13 protein-coding genes and 1 riboswitch are annotated in these 14,509 nt (G+C 70.5%); of the genes, 7 read left to right on the top strand and 6 right to left on the bottom strand.

What is annotated here, in order from left to right:
- The first annotated feature begins 148 nt into the window (after positions 1 to 148).
- From ACSU6L_RS10705 to ACSU6L_RS10680, 6 genes are all read left to right on the top strand, one after another.
- Positions 149 to 637: a hypothetical protein gene (locus tag ACSU6L_RS10705; protein WP_437055836.1), complete on the top strand. Its 489-nt coding sequence runs from the start codon at positions 149 to 151 to the stop codon at positions 635 to 637.
- 501 nt (positions 638 to 1,138) lie between these two features.
- Positions 1,139 to 2,245, top strand: coding sequence for a 23S rRNA (adenine(2503)-C(2))-methyltransferase RlmN (gene rlmN, locus ACSU6L_RS10700; RefSeq protein WP_073941183.1), 1,107 nt, complete (start codon positions 1,139 to 1,141; stop codon positions 2,243 to 2,245).
- A gap of 48 nt (positions 2,246 to 2,293) precedes the next feature.
- A riboswitch (TPP riboswitch) is annotated at positions 2,294 to 2,400 on the top strand.
- A gap of 134 nt (positions 2,401 to 2,534) precedes the next feature.
- Entirely contained in the window at positions 2,535 to 3,572 is a 1,038-nt protein-coding gene (locus tag ACSU6L_RS10695; protein ID WP_437064845.1) for a thiamine ABC transporter substrate-binding protein, read from the top strand.
- A complete protein-coding gene (locus tag ACSU6L_RS10690; RefSeq protein WP_437055834.1) occupies positions 3,548 to 5,215 on the top strand; it encodes an ABC transporter permease in 1,668 nt (555 codons plus the stop codon). The genes ACSU6L_RS10695 and ACSU6L_RS10690 overlap by 25 nt, the downstream gene beginning before the upstream one ends.
- A complete protein-coding gene (locus tag ACSU6L_RS10685) occupies positions 5,215 to 6,249 on the top strand; it encodes an ABC transporter ATP-binding protein (RefSeq protein WP_437055832.1) in 1,035 nt (344 codons plus the stop codon). Before ACSU6L_RS10690 ends, ACSU6L_RS10685 begins: the two co-directional genes overlap by 1 nt.
- 10 nt (positions 6,250 to 6,259) lie before the next feature.
- Positions 6,260 to 7,057 (top strand): maleylpyruvate isomerase family mycothiol-dependent enzyme, encoded by a 798-nt coding sequence (locus ACSU6L_RS10680; protein ID WP_437055831.1) that lies wholly within the window; start codon positions 6,260 to 6,262, stop codon positions 7,055 to 7,057.
- 121 nt (positions 7,058 to 7,178) lie between these two features.
- On the opposite strand, the gene ACSU6L_RS10675 is transcribed toward ACSU6L_RS10680, so the two are convergent.
- The 6 genes from ACSU6L_RS10675 to ACSU6L_RS10650 form a co-directional block, all read right to left on the bottom strand.
- Positions 7,179 to 7,874 (bottom strand): LAETG motif-containing sortase-dependent surface protein, encoded by a 696-nt coding sequence (locus ACSU6L_RS10675; protein WP_437064843.1) that lies wholly within the window; start codon positions 7,872 to 7,874, stop codon positions 7,179 to 7,181.
- Positions 7,875 to 8,103: 229 nt separating this feature from the next.
- Entirely contained in the window at positions 8,104 to 8,511 is a 408-nt protein-coding gene (locus ACSU6L_RS10670) for a VOC family protein (RefSeq protein ID WP_437055829.1), read from the bottom strand.
- Between the two features lie 133 nt (positions 8,512 to 8,644).
- Positions 8,645 to 10,063: a hypothetical protein gene (locus ACSU6L_RS10665; protein ID WP_437055827.1), complete on the bottom strand. Its 1,419-nt coding sequence runs from the start codon at positions 10,061 to 10,063 to the stop codon at positions 8,645 to 8,647.
- Positions 10,045 to 10,785 carry an ABC transporter ATP-binding protein gene (locus ACSU6L_RS10660; RefSeq protein ID WP_437055825.1) on the bottom strand — a complete coding sequence of 247 codons (741 nt, stop codon included), beginning with the start codon at positions 10,783 to 10,785 and terminating at the stop codon, positions 10,045 to 10,047. The genes ACSU6L_RS10665 and ACSU6L_RS10660 overlap by 19 nt, the downstream gene beginning before the upstream one ends.
- Before the next feature lie 185 nt (positions 10,786 to 10,970).
- The gene (locus ACSU6L_RS10655; protein ID WP_437055823.1) at positions 10,971 to 12,335 is read right to left on the bottom strand and encodes an aspartate aminotransferase family protein; all 1,365 of its coding nucleotides are present in this window, start codon (positions 12,333 to 12,335) and stop codon (positions 10,971 to 10,973) included.
- Between the two features lie 20 nt (positions 12,336 to 12,355).
- Positions 12,356 to 12,871 (bottom strand): Lrp/AsnC family transcriptional regulator, encoded by a 516-nt coding sequence (locus ACSU6L_RS10650; protein ID WP_073941193.1) that lies wholly within the window; start codon positions 12,869 to 12,871, stop codon positions 12,356 to 12,358.
- Positions 12,872 to 13,033: 162 nt separating this feature from the next.
- Here ACSU6L_RS10650 and ACSU6L_RS10645 point away from each other — a divergent pair, with 162 nt between their 5' ends.
- Positions 13,034 to 14,473, top strand: a complete 1,440-nt coding sequence (locus ACSU6L_RS10645; protein WP_437055820.1) for a gamma-aminobutyraldehyde dehydrogenase — start codon at positions 13,034 to 13,036, stop codon at positions 14,471 to 14,473.
- Positions 14,474 to 14,509 lie beyond the last annotated feature (36 nt).

Genomic DNA, 14,509 nt, shown 5'->3' with positions numbered 1-14,509 from the left:
TGGACGCTGGTAGGCCCGGTCATCCATGCTGATCAAGTGGAGCAGCATTGGCCTCGCACTTTGGTCCCGCTGAGCAGGTGGTCACCCGAACTCCGATCGGAGTACTCCACATGGTGGCCACGTATACGTGCGTGGTGTCGTTATGCGTATGGCAATTGTCGCCTTGGTCGTTTCCCTAGCTTCCGCGCTCGGCGCTATCGGATCGTGGATCGTTGCGCAAAGAGCCTTCCGATTCAGCGAGAACGCACGGCAGGAGACCGAAAAGCTCAACAAGCGGGACCTCTTCTTGGCCTTGCACGAGAAGCTCTGCACGCCGGATCAGCTGTGGGGTCGCAGAGTCATCAGAGAGAAGATCAACAACCTGGCAGACGCTAAGCAACTACGAGAGTCAGGTCACGCCGATGGCCAAGCGGCAGCTGGGGCTGTGGCCATGCTCGACATGCTGAGCCTGTACGTCGAGAAGGGCTTCATCGAGAGAGACCTCGTCTTGGAGGAGTGGGGTCACGTCCTAGCGGACCTCGATGACAACGCGGCCATCTTCGTCAAGGATCGCACCATGAACAACCGCCGACCGTGGGTCCACTTTCAAGACTTCTCCGCCGATGCCGTGAAGTGGTCACGAGCTCACCCGAGGTGAGCACTAGCAAGCCCCTTGGTAAATTCGGCTGGCGCAGTATCTATGGGCCAATGGTCTAGCTCGCAGCACGTCGCGGCTTAGCACGACCGGGCTGATGCGTGACAGTGGCGAGAGCTGGTCGACCTTGCGGGCGCGGGGATGCCTCCCCCACAGGGGCGGCAGTCCTAGCCGATCCCCGAGGGTGCCAAGCTACTGACTGATGCCTGACATCAATGATTGACACCAACCACTGCGCCACCACCCAGGTCACGTGGCTCAAGAGCGGCAGGTCAGAGCGCTTCCTGTTCTCTTTCGGCGCCCCGCCCGACTTATGTACTGGAGGCAAGACACTCCAGAGTCGGCTGATCCATGCGTGACCCGCCTTGATCTACTGGCCTGTCGGCCGGGCCGTCCCTGGGCCGTCCGAGGCCGCTCAGTGGTGACCAGTGACGGCTACTAACGACAGTCGTAGCGACCGGCAGCCCCAGGTCACCCGATTGGATCTGCGACACTGGTAGAACCATGCCCAAGCCCGGAGAACTCACTTTCGTCGCGCCGCGCGGAGCCAAGAAGCCGCCGCGGCATCTCGCTGATCTCTCGCCCGCGGAGCGCAAGGACGCCGTCGCGGAGGTCGGTGAGAAGCCGTTCCGTGCCAAGCAGCTCTCGCAGCACTACTTCGCGCGGTACGCGCACGACCCGGAGCAGTGGACCGACATCCCCGCCGGTTCCCGCGACAAGCTGCGCGAGGCGCTGTTCCCGGAGCTGATGACCGTCGTACGGCATCTGTCGACCGATGAGGGCGCCACCCGCAAGACGCTGTGGCGGCTCTTCGACGGCACGCTCGTGGAGTCGGTGCTGATGCGTTACCCCGACCGGGTGACCATGTGCATCAGCTCGCAGGCCGGGTGCGGGATGAACTGCCCGTTCTGCGCGACGGGGCAGGCCGGCCTGGACCGGAATCTGTCGACCGCCGAGATCGTGCACCAGATCGTGGACGGCATGCGCGCGCTGCGCGACGGCGAGGTGCCCGGTGGGCCCGCGCGGCTGTCGAACATCGTCTTCATGGGGATGGGCGAGCCGCTCGCCAACTACAAGCGGGTCGTCGGCGCCATCCGCGCCCTGACCGACCCGGCCCCCGACGGGCTCGGGCTGTCGCAGCGCGGCATCACCGTGTCGACGGTGGGGCTGGTCCCCGCCATCCACCGGTTCGCCGACGAGGGCTTCAAGTGCCGGCTGGCGATCTCGCTGCACGCGCCCGACGACGAACTGCGCGACACCCTCGTACCGGTCAACACCCGGTGGAAGGTGCGCGAGGTACTCGACGCCGGGTTCGACTACGTCGAGAAGTCCGGGCGCCGGCTGTCCATCGAGTACGCGCTGATCCGGGACATCAACGACCAGGCGTGGCGTGGCGACCGGCTCGGGCGGCTGCTCAAGGGCCGGCCCGTGCACGTAAACCTCATCCCCCTGAACCCGACGCCCGGCTCGAAGTGGACCGCGTCGCGGCCCGAGGACGAGAAGGCGTTCGTCGAGGCGATCGCCGCGCATGGTGTGCCGGTGACGATCCGGGACACCCGTGGTCAGGAGATCGACGGGGCGTGTGGTCAGCTCGCGGCCACCGAGAGGTAGTCTGGCCGCCGTCCGCGCAGTAAGAACAACTGCGGTAAGTACATCTTCATATTCCGACAGGGGAGCGCCACAGCGCTGAGAGTGCGGCACACGGCCGCAGACCCTCCGAACCTGGCCCAGGTCATTCTGGGTAGGGAGATCGGTCACCACTCGAGCTGTTGCGCCCTGCCCGGAGCCTTCGGATCTTCCGAGAGCCCCGGGCAGGGCCGCGTCTCTTCCTGGTCACCCCAGGAGGAATTCAGTGAGCATCACCAGCAAGCGGTTCGCGGCCGTCGTCGTGGGCCTCGGCATGGTCGGGCTGTCCGCGTGCGGGTCGTCCGACGGCGACCAGGCGGGCGGCGGCGACTCCAAGACCGTCACGCTCGTCAGCCACAACTCGTGGGCCGTCTCGAAGGACGTCCTCGCCGCCTTCGAGAAGGAGTCCGGCTACAAGGTCCGGGTCCTGGAGGACGGCGACGCCGGCCAGGCCGTCAACAAGGCGATCCTGACGAAGGACAACCCGCAGGGCGACGTGTTCTTCGGCGTCGACAACACGCTGCTGTCCCGCGCCCTCGACAACGGGCTGTTCCAGTCGTACGAGCCGAAGGGCTCCGACCGGGTCCTGCCCGAGTACCGCGTCGACCAGGACAAGCACCGGGTCACGCCCGTCGACACCGGCGACATCTGCGTCAACTACGACAAGGCGTACTTCAGCGAGCACAAGCTGACCCCGCCCGACTCGTTCGACGACCTGATCAAGCCGGAGTACAAGAACCTCCTGGTCACCGAGAACGCCTCCACCTCCTCGCCGGGCCTCGGCTTCCTGCTGGGCACCGCCGCCCAGTACGGCGACGACGGTTGGCAGGACTACTGGAAGAAGCTGAAGGCCAACGGCGTGAAGGTGGTCGACGGCTGGGAGCAGGCCTACAACGAGGAGTTCTCCGGGTCCGCCGGCGGCAAGAAGGCGGGCGCCGACCGGCCGCTGGTCGTGTCGTACGCCTCCTCCCCGCCCGCCGAGGTGATCTACGCCGACCCCCAGCCGAAGACCGCGCCCACCGGTGTCGCCGAGGGCACCTGCTTCCGGCAGGTCGAGTACGCGGGGCTGCTGAGCGACGCGAAGAACGCGGAGGGAGGCAAGGCGCTGCTGGACTTCCTGGTGAGCAAGCGGTTCCAGGAGGACATGCCGCTGAACATGTTCGTCTACCCGGTGGTCGAGGGCGCCGAGGTGCCCGAGGAGTTCGTGAAGTTCGGCCCGCAGGCCGAGGCCCCCGAGACGATGGACCCGGCGAAGATCGCCGACAACCGTGACGACTGGGTCAAGTCGTGGACCTCGCTCGTACTGAAGTAGCCGTCAGGGCCCGCGGGAGCGCGGCGGCGCGGCTCGGCCTGATGGCCCTGCCCGTCGCGTTCTTCGCGGTCTTCTTCGCCTACCCTGTCGCCGCGATCGTCGCCCGCGGCCTGAACGTCGACGGGGCCTGGCGGTTCGGGCGGCTGTGGGACGTGCTCGCGCAGCCCGACATCCGGCACGTCCTGTGGTTCACCACCTGGCAGGCGCTCGTCTCGACGGCCCTCACGCTGCTGATCGCGCTCCCCGGCGCGTATGTCTTCGCACGCTTCGACTTCCCGGGCAAGCAGGTCCTGCGGGCCCTGGTGACGGTGCCCTTCGTGCTGCCCACGGTCGTGGTCGGCACGGCGTTCCTGGCGCTGCTCGGGCGGGGCGGGCTGCTCCAGGACCTTTGGGGCGTACGGCTGGACACCACCGTGTGGGCGATCCTGCTCGCGCACGTCTTCTTCAACTACGCCGTCGTCGTCCGCACGGTCGGCGGACTGTGGGCGCAGCTCGACCCCCGGCAGGAGGAGGCCGCGCGGATGCTCGGCGCGTCCCCCTTCCGGGCCTGGCGGCAGGTCACCCTGCCCGCGCTCGCGCCCGCCGTGGCCGCAGCCGCGCTGATGGTGTTCCTGTTCACCTTCACCTCGTTCGGCGTGGTGCAGATCCTCGGCGGCCCCGGGTTCTCCACGCTGGAGGTGGAGATCTACCGGCAGACCTCGGAGATCTTCGACCTGTCCACGGCCGCCGTGCTCACCCTCGTGCAGTTCGCCGCCGTGGGCTCGATCCTCGCCGTGCACGCCTGGACGGTACGGCGGCGGGAGACCGCGCTGCGGCTGGTGGACGCGTCGGTGACGGCGCGCCGGCCGCGCGGGGCAGGGCAGTGGGCGCTGCTGGCCGGGGTGCTCGTCACCGTCGTCGTCCTCATCCTGCTGCCGCTGGCCGTGCTGGTGCAGCGGTCCCTGGACGCGCCCGGCCTCGCCTACTACGAGGCGCTGACCCGCGAGGACGGCGGCACCTTCCTGGTCCCGCCCATCGAGGCGGTCGGCAACTCGCTGGAGTACGCCCTCGCCGCCACCGCCATCGCCGTACTGATCGGCGGTCTGGCCGCCGCGGCCCTCACCCGGCGGGACGCCGGACGGTTCGTCCGCGGGTTCGACGCGCTGCTGATGCTGCCGCTCGGCGTCTCCGCGGTGACCGTCGGCTTCGGCTTCCTGATCGCGCTCGACGAGCCACCGCTGGATCTGCGGGCCTCCTGGATCCTGGTGCCGCTGGCGCAGGCGCTGGTCGGGGTGCCCTTCGTCGTACGGACCATGCTGCCCGTGCTGCGGGCGGTGGACGTACGGCTGCGCGAGGCGGCTGCGGTGCTCGGGGCGTCGCCGTGGCGGGTGTGGCGGGAGGTCGACCTGCCGATGGTGCGGCGGGCGCTGCTGGTCGCGGCCGGGTTCGCGTTCGCCGTGTCGCTGGGCGAGTTCGGGGCGACCGTCTTCATCGCCCGGCCCGACAATCCCACGCTGCCGGTCGCCGTGGCCCGGCTGCTGGGGCGGCCCGGGGACCTCAACTACGGTCAGGCGATGGCCCTGTCGACGATTCTGATGGTGGTGTGCGCGGTGGCGCTGCTGGTGCTGGAGCGACTGCGGACCGACCGGACGGGGGAGTTCTGATGCTGCTGCGGCTCGACGGTGCCACGGTGCGGTTCGGCGGGCGGGCCGTGCTCGACGCGGTCGGTCTCGCCGTCGCCGAGCACGAGGTGGTGTGCGTGCTCGGGCCCAGCGGCAGCGGCAAGTCGACCCTGCTGCGGGCGGTGGCCGGGCTGCAACCCCTCGACGCCGGGCGGGTGGTGCTCGACGGGCGCGACCAGACGGGGGTGCCCGCGCACCGGCGCGAGGTCGGACTGATGTTCCAGGACCACCAGCTGTTCCCGCAGCGGGACGTCGGCGGCAACGTGGCCTTCGGGCTGCGCATGCACGGCGTTCCCCGGCGCGGGCAGGACGAGCGGGTGCGGGAGTTGCTGGAGCTCGTCGGACTGCCCGGTGCCGCGCGCCGGGCCGTGGCCGCGCTGTCCGGCGGCGAGCAGCAGCGCGTCGCGCTGGCCCGCGCGCTCGCGCCCCGGCCCCGGCTGCTGATGCTCGACGAGCCGCTGGGCCAGCTCGACCGCTCGCTGCGGGAGCGGCTGGTGGTGGAACTCCGCGAGCTGTTCGGTCGGTTGGGCACCACCGTGCTCGCCGTGACCCACGACCAGGGCGAGGCGTTCGCGCTCGCCGACCGGGTCGTGGTGATGCGGGACGGGCGGATCGCCCAGTCCGGGACGCCGCTCGAGGTGTGGCAGCGGCCGGCGGACGCGTTCGTGGCCCGCTTCCTCGGCTTCGACAACGTGGTCGACGCCACCGTCACCGGGCAGGTCGCCGCCACCCCCTGGGGCAAGCTGCCGGTCCCCGAAGGCGCCACCCAGGGGCCCGGCACACTGCTCGTACGGCCCGCCGGAGTGCGCCTGGTGGCCGCCGACGCGGGCCTGCGCTGCACGGTCGCCGCCCGCACTTTCAAGGGCACTCATGTCGCCGTGCACCTCCAGCCCGAGGGCGCCCCGCGCCTGGAGGCGGCGTGCGCGCTGCGGTCGGCGCCCGAGGTCGGGGACGTGGTCGGCGTGGAGTTCGACATGGCCGAAATCGTGGTGCTGGACCGGGTGGGCGGCTCATAGGGTGCGAGTCATGACCCGACTTGCATATGACCGTTACTGCGATGAAATCGCCCATCAGGTGGGCCAGTTGAGGAAGCTGATCACGTCCGGCGCGGACCTCGCCGCCACCGTGCCGACCTGTCCCGACTGGTCGCTGGAACAGCTCGTCCGGCACACCGGTGGTGCCCTGCGCTGGGCGGAGCTGCTGGTGCGCACCCGGGCCGAGGAGAAGATCGAGCCGAGGGACGTGCCGGGCGCCGGCGGTCCCGAGGCCAGGGGCGACGCGGAGGCGCTGGACGCCTGGCTGGCCGAGACCGGCGAGGCGGTCGTCGCGACGCTGCGGGAAGCGGGTCCCGACGCCAAGGTGTGGGCGTGGTCCGGTATCAACAGCAGCGGGTTCTGGGCCCGCCGGATGACCCATGAGATCACCGTGCACCGCGCCGACGCGGCGCTCACCGTGGGGCAGCCCTACGAGGTGGCGCCCGAGGTGGCGGCCGACGCCGTGGACGAGTGGCTGGAGATCGTGCGGTTCATGCAGCGGGTCATGCCGGACGGCCCGGCGGGCGGACTGCGCGGCATGGGGCGCGGCATCCACCTCCACGCGACCGACGCCGCGCCCGGACTCGACGCCGAGTGGGTCATCGAGCTGACCGAGGACGGGGTCGACTGGCGCCGCGGCCACGAGAAGACTGCCGTCGCCCTGCGCGGCCCGCTCACCTCGGTGCTGCTCGCCTTCTACCGCCGGCTGCCCCTGGACAGCCCGGAGGTCGAGGTGCTCGGCGACCGGGAACTGCTGGAGTTCTGGCTGGAGCGGGCGACGTTCGGCTGAGCCGGACCGGGCCCCCGACGCGTCGCGCAGGCCCGCTCCCGTGGTCGTACCGGGGGCGGGCCGTCGTACGTGAAGGACCAGTGGTACCTGGTTGACCTGGTTGATCAGCGGTACGTGGTGATCAGCGGTCGCCGTTCGTGCCGCGGCGGCGCATGCCGAGGAACACCGCGCCACCGCCGACGACGACCAGAGCGGCCGCGATGCCGACGATCAGCCCGGTGCCGGAGCTCGCGCCGGTCTCGGCGAGGTGGGACTCGCCGACCGCGGGTGCCGGGGCGTTGCTCGGAGTGTCGGCGGATGCCGAGCCGTCACTTCCGGAGGCGGCCGGGGCGGACGGGGTGGAGGGGACCGGGGTGGCGGTGCCGCCCGGGGTCGACGGGGTGCCCGAGGGGGACTCGGACTCCGACGGGGTGCCGGACGGGGTCGGCGTCGGCGTGGGTGCCGGGCTGTCTCCGGCCGCGCAGGCGGTGGACGGGGTGGTCAGGAACGGCGCGATGTCCTCGTCGACCTGGTTCCCGGCCTTGACGCGGATGCGGTACGTGGCGTTCGGCTCCCAGTCCTCCGCGAAGGTGACCGTGGCACCCTCGCGTGAGCCCTTGACCTTCCGGCTGCCGACGAAGCGGGCGTCGGCGCCGTTGTTCTCCAGGTAGACCGAGACGGTTGCCGGGGTGCCGGTGGGGTCTTCGTCGGTGACCGTGATGACGCCCTTGGCGCCGTCGCAGTCCGCTGCGGCGGAGAACTCGCCGATGCCATCGGCGAGGGCGGTGCCGGCGGCGCCGAGCGCCAGCGCGGCGGAAGCGGAGAGGACACCGAGCATGCGCACGGGACGTGCGACGTTACGGCGGGTTATGGACACGTTTGTCCTTACGGGATACGCACATGCGGGGGGTTGACGGGGGCGGGGTGACGCCCGCCTGTGGCAGGCGCCCGGCGTCCCCAGGAGGCTCACAGGTTTATAAGCGCTCCGTAAGAAGTGTCAACGCATGTGCGCGGTACGGGCGTTGCCTTTGCCCGCTTATTAACCGCCCGCACGTTTCGACGGGCCGTCAGCCCTCCACGGCCGCCGGGTCCATCCAGACGACCTCCCAGGTGTGGCCGTCGAGGTCGTCGAAGGCACGGCCGTACATGAAGCCCATGTCCTGGGTCTCGCCGGTGTCCTTGCCGCCCGCCGCGATCGCCTTGTCCACCAGCTCGTCGACCTTCTCGCGGCTCTCCGCGCTGAGCGCGATGAGGACCTCGCTGCTCTTCGTGGCGTCGACGATCTCCTTCTTGGTGAACTGGGCGTACTTCTCCTTGGTGAGCAGCATCGCGACGATCGTGTCGCTGATCACCACGCTGGCCGCGGTCTCGTCGCTGAACTGGGCGTTGATCGAGTAGCCCAGCTCGGTGAAGAACTTCTTCGAGGCGTCGAGGTCGCCGACGGCCAGGTTCACGAAGATCATCTGCTGGTACATGGTGAGGTCTCTCCCTGGGGTGGTGCCGGGTTTCCGGTTCCGCTGTCGTTCTCGTGGGGTCAGACCGGGGAGCCGACAGGAACTCATCGGCGTTCGGAGATTTTTTTCGTACGAGTTCTGAGCGGGCCGCGAATCAGTGGGTCAGCGGCTGGGCCGCCAGCGCCGCGACGAGCAGGGTCAGCGGGCCGAACACCGTCAGCAGCGCACCGGCGCGCAACGCGGCGGCGCCGCGCAGCACGGTGGCGGGGGCGCCCAGGCGGAGCAGGGCGGCGGTGGTGTCGGCGCGGACCTGCCGCGCCTCCACGGCGGCGGTGAGGAGGGTCGCGGTGGTGCAGCCGGCGACCAGGAACGCGCCCAGCGTGGTGAGCGGGCCGAGGGCGGCCTGGTCCTGGAGCGCGGCGAGGGCGTAGCCGGCGGAGGCCACCGCGCAGACCACGCCCAGGGGGCGGCCGATGCGGCCGGCCTCCGCCATCAGCGCGCGGCCCGCGAGGAGACGCAGCGCGCCGGGGTGGGCGGCTTGCAGCAGCCGGCCGCAGAGGTGGGTCAGGCCGGGGCCGGCCAGCGCGAGCCCCACGGCGGTCAGGGCCCAGCCGACCAGGACGCCGAGCGGCCCGACGCCCAGGCCGCCGGGCATGGTGACGTCGGTGGGGACCGCGGTGCGCCCGGCGTAGGCCTCGGCGGCCAGCCCGGCGGCGAGGGTGGCGATGCCCCAGGGGAGGGTCGCGGTCGGGTTGGGGGAGGTCGCCTGCGCGGTGCCCGGCGTCACGCTGCGGGGATCGGGCGCGCCGTCCGGGTCCGCAGCGGTCGCGCTGTCCGGGGCTGGGGCGTTCGCGCCGCCCGGCGCCGGCCGGGTGCCGTCCGCGCCCGTCTGTGCCGCGGACGGTACGACCGCCCGCGGGCCGCCGGTGCCTGCCGTGGCCCGCCGGTCACCCGCACGGGACCCGAATCTCCCGTACGTGCCGAACGTCTCCGGGCCCCGCGTCCGGCCCCCGAACGCGCCGAAGCGGCCGAAGTGGCGGTGGGAGGCCTTGGGGCGGGGGTCCTGGGGACGGAGGGTGAGGGCCACCGAGAGGGACGCCGTCGTCGGGATCGAGGCCAGGAGAGTGAGGGTCGCCGGGAGGGGGAGTGGCTGGTCGGCCGCCAGGAACTCCGCCGCCGCGCCGTCGAAGGGCAGGCCCGTGAGGTCGCCGCGCAGGTGGAGGAAGAAGAGCAGGGCCAGCATGGAGCCCAGGGTGGAGGCCAGGGCGGTGGTGACCGTCGAGATGGCCATCAGGCGGGCCGGGCCCAGGCCGATCGCCGCGAGGCCGGGGCGCGGCGCCGTCGCGGGGTCGGTGCGGGCGACCGCGACGGCGAAGTGGACCGTCGCGGCGAGCGGGGCCGCGCACCAGGCGAGCCGGAGCAGCAGGGATCCGGCGGGGTCGTCGGGGTGGCCGAGCGCGTAGCCCAGCGCGGACAGCAGGAGGAAGCCCGTACCCGCCGAGGCCGCCGCGACGAGCAGGCGGCGCAGCTGGACGGCCGGGTGGGCGCTGCGGGTCAGGCGGAGAGCGAGCACGCGGCCCGGCCTTCCGTCTCGGGGGTCGGGGGCAGGTGGACGGTGTTGACGCAGCGTCCGTCCAGCAGGGAGACCGTGCGGTCGGCAAGGGCCGCCGTCTCCGCGTCGTGGGTGGCCAGCAGCACCGTGATGCCGTGCGAGCGGGCCGCCGTGGTGAGGGTGCGCAGCACGTGACCGCGGTCCGCGCGGTGCAGCGGCGCGGTCGGCTCGTCGGCGAACAGCACGGTGGGCGCGGGGGCGAGCGCGCGGGCGATGCAGACGCGCTGGCGTTCGGACTGGAGCAGGTCGGCGGGCCGTTTGCGGGCCTTCTCGCCGATGTCGAGCCGTTCCAGCCACTCCTGGGCGGCGACCTTGGCCCGGCGCCGGCTGGTGCCGCGCAGCATCAGCGGGAGCGCGGTGTTCTCCCAGACGTTCAGCTCCGGTACGAGGGAGGGGGCGGGCTCGATCCAGCCGAACCGGTCGCGGCGCAGCCGTTCACGGGCGATGGGGCCCATGGTGTGCACGGGGACGCTGTTGAACCAGACCTCGCCGCGCTGGGCGCGCAGCTGCCCGGACAGACAGCCCAGCAGGGTGCTCTTGCCGCTGCCGCGCGGGCCGTTGACGGCCAGGATCTCGCCCTCGCGGACGCCGAGCGAGACGCCGTTCAGCGCGGGCGAGCCGTCCCGGTGCGTGAAGTGCAGTGACCGTGCCCAGAGCACGTCGCTGTCCGGCAGGGCCTCCATGGGCGTACACCTCGGTTCAGATCCGTAGTTCCCGTGCCAGTTCCCCCGTGCGGGGGAACGAAGACGGGGCCGATCGGTTACCAGGCACGCTAGGGATCCGGGGCGGGAACGCCGGACAGCACGCGGCCCGGGGTGCGCCCTTCTCACTCGTTCGGGCGCACCCCGGGCCACAGCACCGCGGGGATCTACAGCTTGGTCCACGCCTCCGTCAGGGTGGCGCGCAGGATCTGCTCGATCTCGTCGAACGTCTCCTGGTCGGAGATCAGCGGCGGGGCGAGCTGGATGACCGGGTCACCCCGGTCGTCGGCACGGCAGTACAGGCCGTTGTCGAAGAGGGCCTTCGACAGGAAGCCGTACAGGACGCGCTCGGTCTCCTCCTCGTTGAAGGACTCCTTGGTGTTCTTGTCCTTCACCAGCTCGATGCCGTAGAAGTAGCCGTTGCCGCGGACGTCGCCGACGATCGGCAGGTCGTGCAGCTTCTGCAGGGTCTGCAGGAAGGCGCCCTCGTTGTCCAGCACGTGCTGGGTGAGGTTCTCGCGCTCGAACAGGTCGAGGTTGGCGACGCCCACCGCGGCCGACACGGGGTGACCGCCGAAGGTGTAGCCGTGCAGGAAGGTGTTGTCGCCCTTGTAGAACGGCTCGGCGATGCGGTCGGAGACGATGCACGCGCCGATCGGGGAGTAGCCCGAGGTCATGCCCTTGGCGCAGGTGATCATGTCCGGGACGTAGCCGAACTTGTCGCAGGCGAAGATCGTGCCGAGGCGGCCGAAGGCGCAGATGACCTCGTCCGACACCAGCAGCACGTCGTACTTGTCGCAGATCTCGCGGACCCGCTGGAAGTAGCCGGGCGGCGGCGGGAAGCAGCCGCCGGCGTTCTGCACCGGCTCCAGGAAGACCGCGGCGACCGTGTCGGGGCCCTCGAAGAGGATCTGCTGCTCGATCTGGTCGGCGGCCCAGCGGCCGAAGGCCTCGGGGTCGTCGCCGAAGATCGGGGCGCGGTAGATGTTGGTGTTCGGCACCTTGTGCGCGCCGGGGACCAGCGGCTCGAACGGGGCCTTCAGGCCCGGCAGGCCGGTGATGGACAGGGCGCCCTGCGGGGTGCCGTGGTAGGCGACCGCGCGGGAGATGACCTTGTACTTGGTCGGCTTGCCCTGGAGCTTGAAGTACTGCTTGGCGAGCTTCCAGGCGGTCTCGACCGCCTCGCCGCCGCCGGTGGTGAAGAAGACCTTGTTGAGGTCGCCCGGCGCGTAGTCGGCCAGCCGCTCCGCCAGCTCGACGGCCTTCGGGTGGGCGTAGGACCAGACGGGGAAGAACGCCAGTTCCTGGGCCTGCTTGAAGGCGGTCTCGGCGAGCTCCGTGCGGCCGTGACCGGCCTGGACCACGAACAGGCCCGCGAGACCGTCGAGGTAGCGCTTGCCCTTGTCGTCGTAGATGTAGGTGCCCTCACCGCGGACGATGGTCGGGACGGGGGAGTTCTCGTACGACGACATGCGGGTGAAGTGCATCCACAGGTGGTCGTACGCGCTCTGGCTGAGGTCCTTGGTGCTCACGGTTATCGGGTCCTCACGGGTTATCGGGTTCCCCACATGTAGGTCTGCTTCTTGAGCTTCAGGTAGACGAAGCTCTCGGTGGAGCGCACGCCGGGCAGCGCCCGGATGCGCTTGTTGATGACGGACAGCAGGTGGTCGTCGTCCTCGCAGACGATCTCGGCGAGGATGTCGAACGAGCCCGCGGTCATCACCACGTACTCCACTTCCGCCATGCCGGTCAGCGCGTCGGCGACCGACTCCACGTCGCCCTCGACGTTGATCCCGACCATCGCCTGTCGGCGGAAGCCCACGGTGAGCGGGTCCGTGACGGCGACGATCTGCATCACGCCCTGGTCGAGCAGCTTCTGGACGCGCTGGCGCACGGCGGCCTCCGACAGGCCCACGGCCTTGCCGATGGCGGCGTACGGCCGGCGGCCGTCCTGCTGGAGCTGTTCGATGATGGCGAGGGAGACGGCATCCAGCTGGGGGGTGCCGTTCCTGGACTCGCGGGAGTCCCTCTGGTCTGCGCTTCGACTGGCCACGACCTCACTGTGCACGAGGACTCGATAGTTTTGCAAGGCAGGATCGATGAAATCCGTTGTTTGTGAGATTCCAGCTTGCGGATTTCGCAGATTCGACGCGCCGGGGGGTGTTGAAACCGTGGGCAGAGCGACTAGGGTGGGCATCTCAAGGAATGGACACCGACAGGAGGGCCGGCAGTGACCACCGAACTGCGTCGCCTGCGCAACTACATCGACGGAGAGTTCCGGGACGCCGCCGACGGACGCACCACCGAGGTGGTGAACCCCGCCACCGGCGAGGCGTACGCCACCGCGCCGCTGTCCGGGCAGGCTGACGTCGACGCCGCCATGGCGGCCGCCGAGGCCGCGTTCCCGGCGTGGCGGGACACGACCCCCGCCGAACGGCAGAAGGCCCTTCTGAAGATCGCGGACGCGTTCGAGGAGCGCGCCGAGGAACTGATCGCGGCCGAGGTGGAGAACACGGGCAAGCCCGTCGGGCTGACCCGCACCGAGGAGATCCCTCCGATGGTCGACCAGATCCGCTTCTTCGCGGGCGCCGCGCGGATGCTGGAGGGCCGCTCCGCCGGTGAGTACATGGACGGTCTGACCTCGATCATCCGCCGTGAGCCGGTCGGCGTCTGCGCCCAGGTGGCGCCGTGGAACTACCCGATGATGATGGCCGTGTGGAAGTTCGCCCCGGCCATCGCCGCGGGCAACACCGTCGTGCTGAAGCCGTCGGACACCACCCCGGCCTCCACCGTGCTGATCGCCGACATCATGGGCTCGATCCTGCCCAAGGGCGTCTTCAACGTCATCTGCGGCGACCGCGAGACCGGCCGTCTGATGGTCGAGCACCCGACCCCGGCGATGGCCTCCATCACCGGCTCGGTGCGCGCCGGCATGGCCGTCGCCGAGTCCGCCGCCAAGGACGTCAAGCGCGTCCACCTGGAGCTCGGCGGCAAGGCCCCGGTCGTCGTCTTCGAGGACACCGACATCGCCAAGGCCGTCGAGGACATCTCCGCCGCGGGCTTCTTCAACGCCGGCCAGGACTGTACGGCCGCCACCCGCGTGCTGGTCCAGGAGTCCATCCACGACGAGTTCGTCGCCGCGCTCGCCAAGGCCGCCGCCGAGACCAAGACCGGCCAGCCGGACGACGAGGACGTGGCGTACGGCCCGCTGAACAACCCCAACCAGCTCAAGCAGGTCGCCGGCTTCATCGAGCGGCTGCCCGCGCACGCCAAGGTCGAGGCTGGCGGCCACCAGGTCGGTGACAAGGGCTACTTCTACGCCCCGACCGTCGTCTCGGGCCTCAAGCAGGACGACGAGATCGTCCAGAACGAGGTCTTCGGCCCGGTCATCACCGTGCAGTCCTTCACCGACGAGGAGCAGGCGGTCACCTGGGCCAACGGCGTCGAGTACGCCCTCGCCTCCTCCGTGTGGACCAAGGACCACGGCCGCGCCATGCGGATGTCCAAGAAGCTCGACTTCGGCTGCGTGTGGATCAACACCCACATCCCGCTGGTCGCCGAGATGCCGCACGGCGGCTTCAAGAAGTCCGGCTACGGCAAGGACCTGTCGGCGTACGGCTTCGACGACTACACCCGCATCAAGCACGTCATGACGTCGCTGGACGCATGATCACGCGGGGGTACGTGAACCCGTGACTCGTGGCCC

It is taken from the genome of Streptomyces sp. enrichment culture, assembly GCF_964272855.1.
Lineage (GTDB): Bacteria > Actinomycetota > Actinomycetes > Streptomycetales > Streptomycetaceae > Streptomyces.
This window is presented reverse-complemented; position numbering and strand designations above follow the sequence as displayed.

Bases quoted from the DNA above. Each gene is read 5' to 3' on its own strand.
- ACSU6L_RS10705 (WP_437055836.1), top strand. From the start codon at position 149: ATGGCAATTGTCGCCTTGGTCGTTTCCCTAGCTTCCGCGCTCGGCGCT.
- rlmN (WP_073941183.1), top strand. From the start codon at position 1,139: ATGCCCAAGCCCGGAGAACTCACTTTCGTCGCGCCGCGCGGAGCCAAG.
- ACSU6L_RS10695 (WP_437064845.1), top strand. From the start codon at position 2,535: ATGGTCGGGCTGTCCGCGTGCGGGTCGTCCGACGGCGACCAGGCGGGC.
- ACSU6L_RS10685 (WP_437055832.1), top strand. From the start codon at position 5,215: ATGCTGCTGCGGCTCGACGGTGCCACGGTGCGGTTCGGCGGGCGGGCC.
- ACSU6L_RS10680 (WP_437055831.1), top strand. From the start codon at position 6,260: ATGACCCGACTTGCATATGACCGTTACTGCGATGAAATCGCCCATCAG.
- ACSU6L_RS10675 (WP_437064843.1), bottom strand. From the start codon at position 7,874: ATGCTCGGTGTCCTCTCCGCTTCCGCCGCGCTGGCGCTCGGCGCCGCC.
- ACSU6L_RS10670 (WP_437055829.1), bottom strand. From the start codon at position 8,511: ATGTACCAGCAGATGATCTTCGTGAACCTGGCCGTCGGCGACCTCGAC.
- ACSU6L_RS10660 (WP_437055825.1), bottom strand. From the start codon at position 10,785: ATGGAGGCCCTGCCGGACAGCGACGTGCTCTGGGCACGGTCACTGCAC.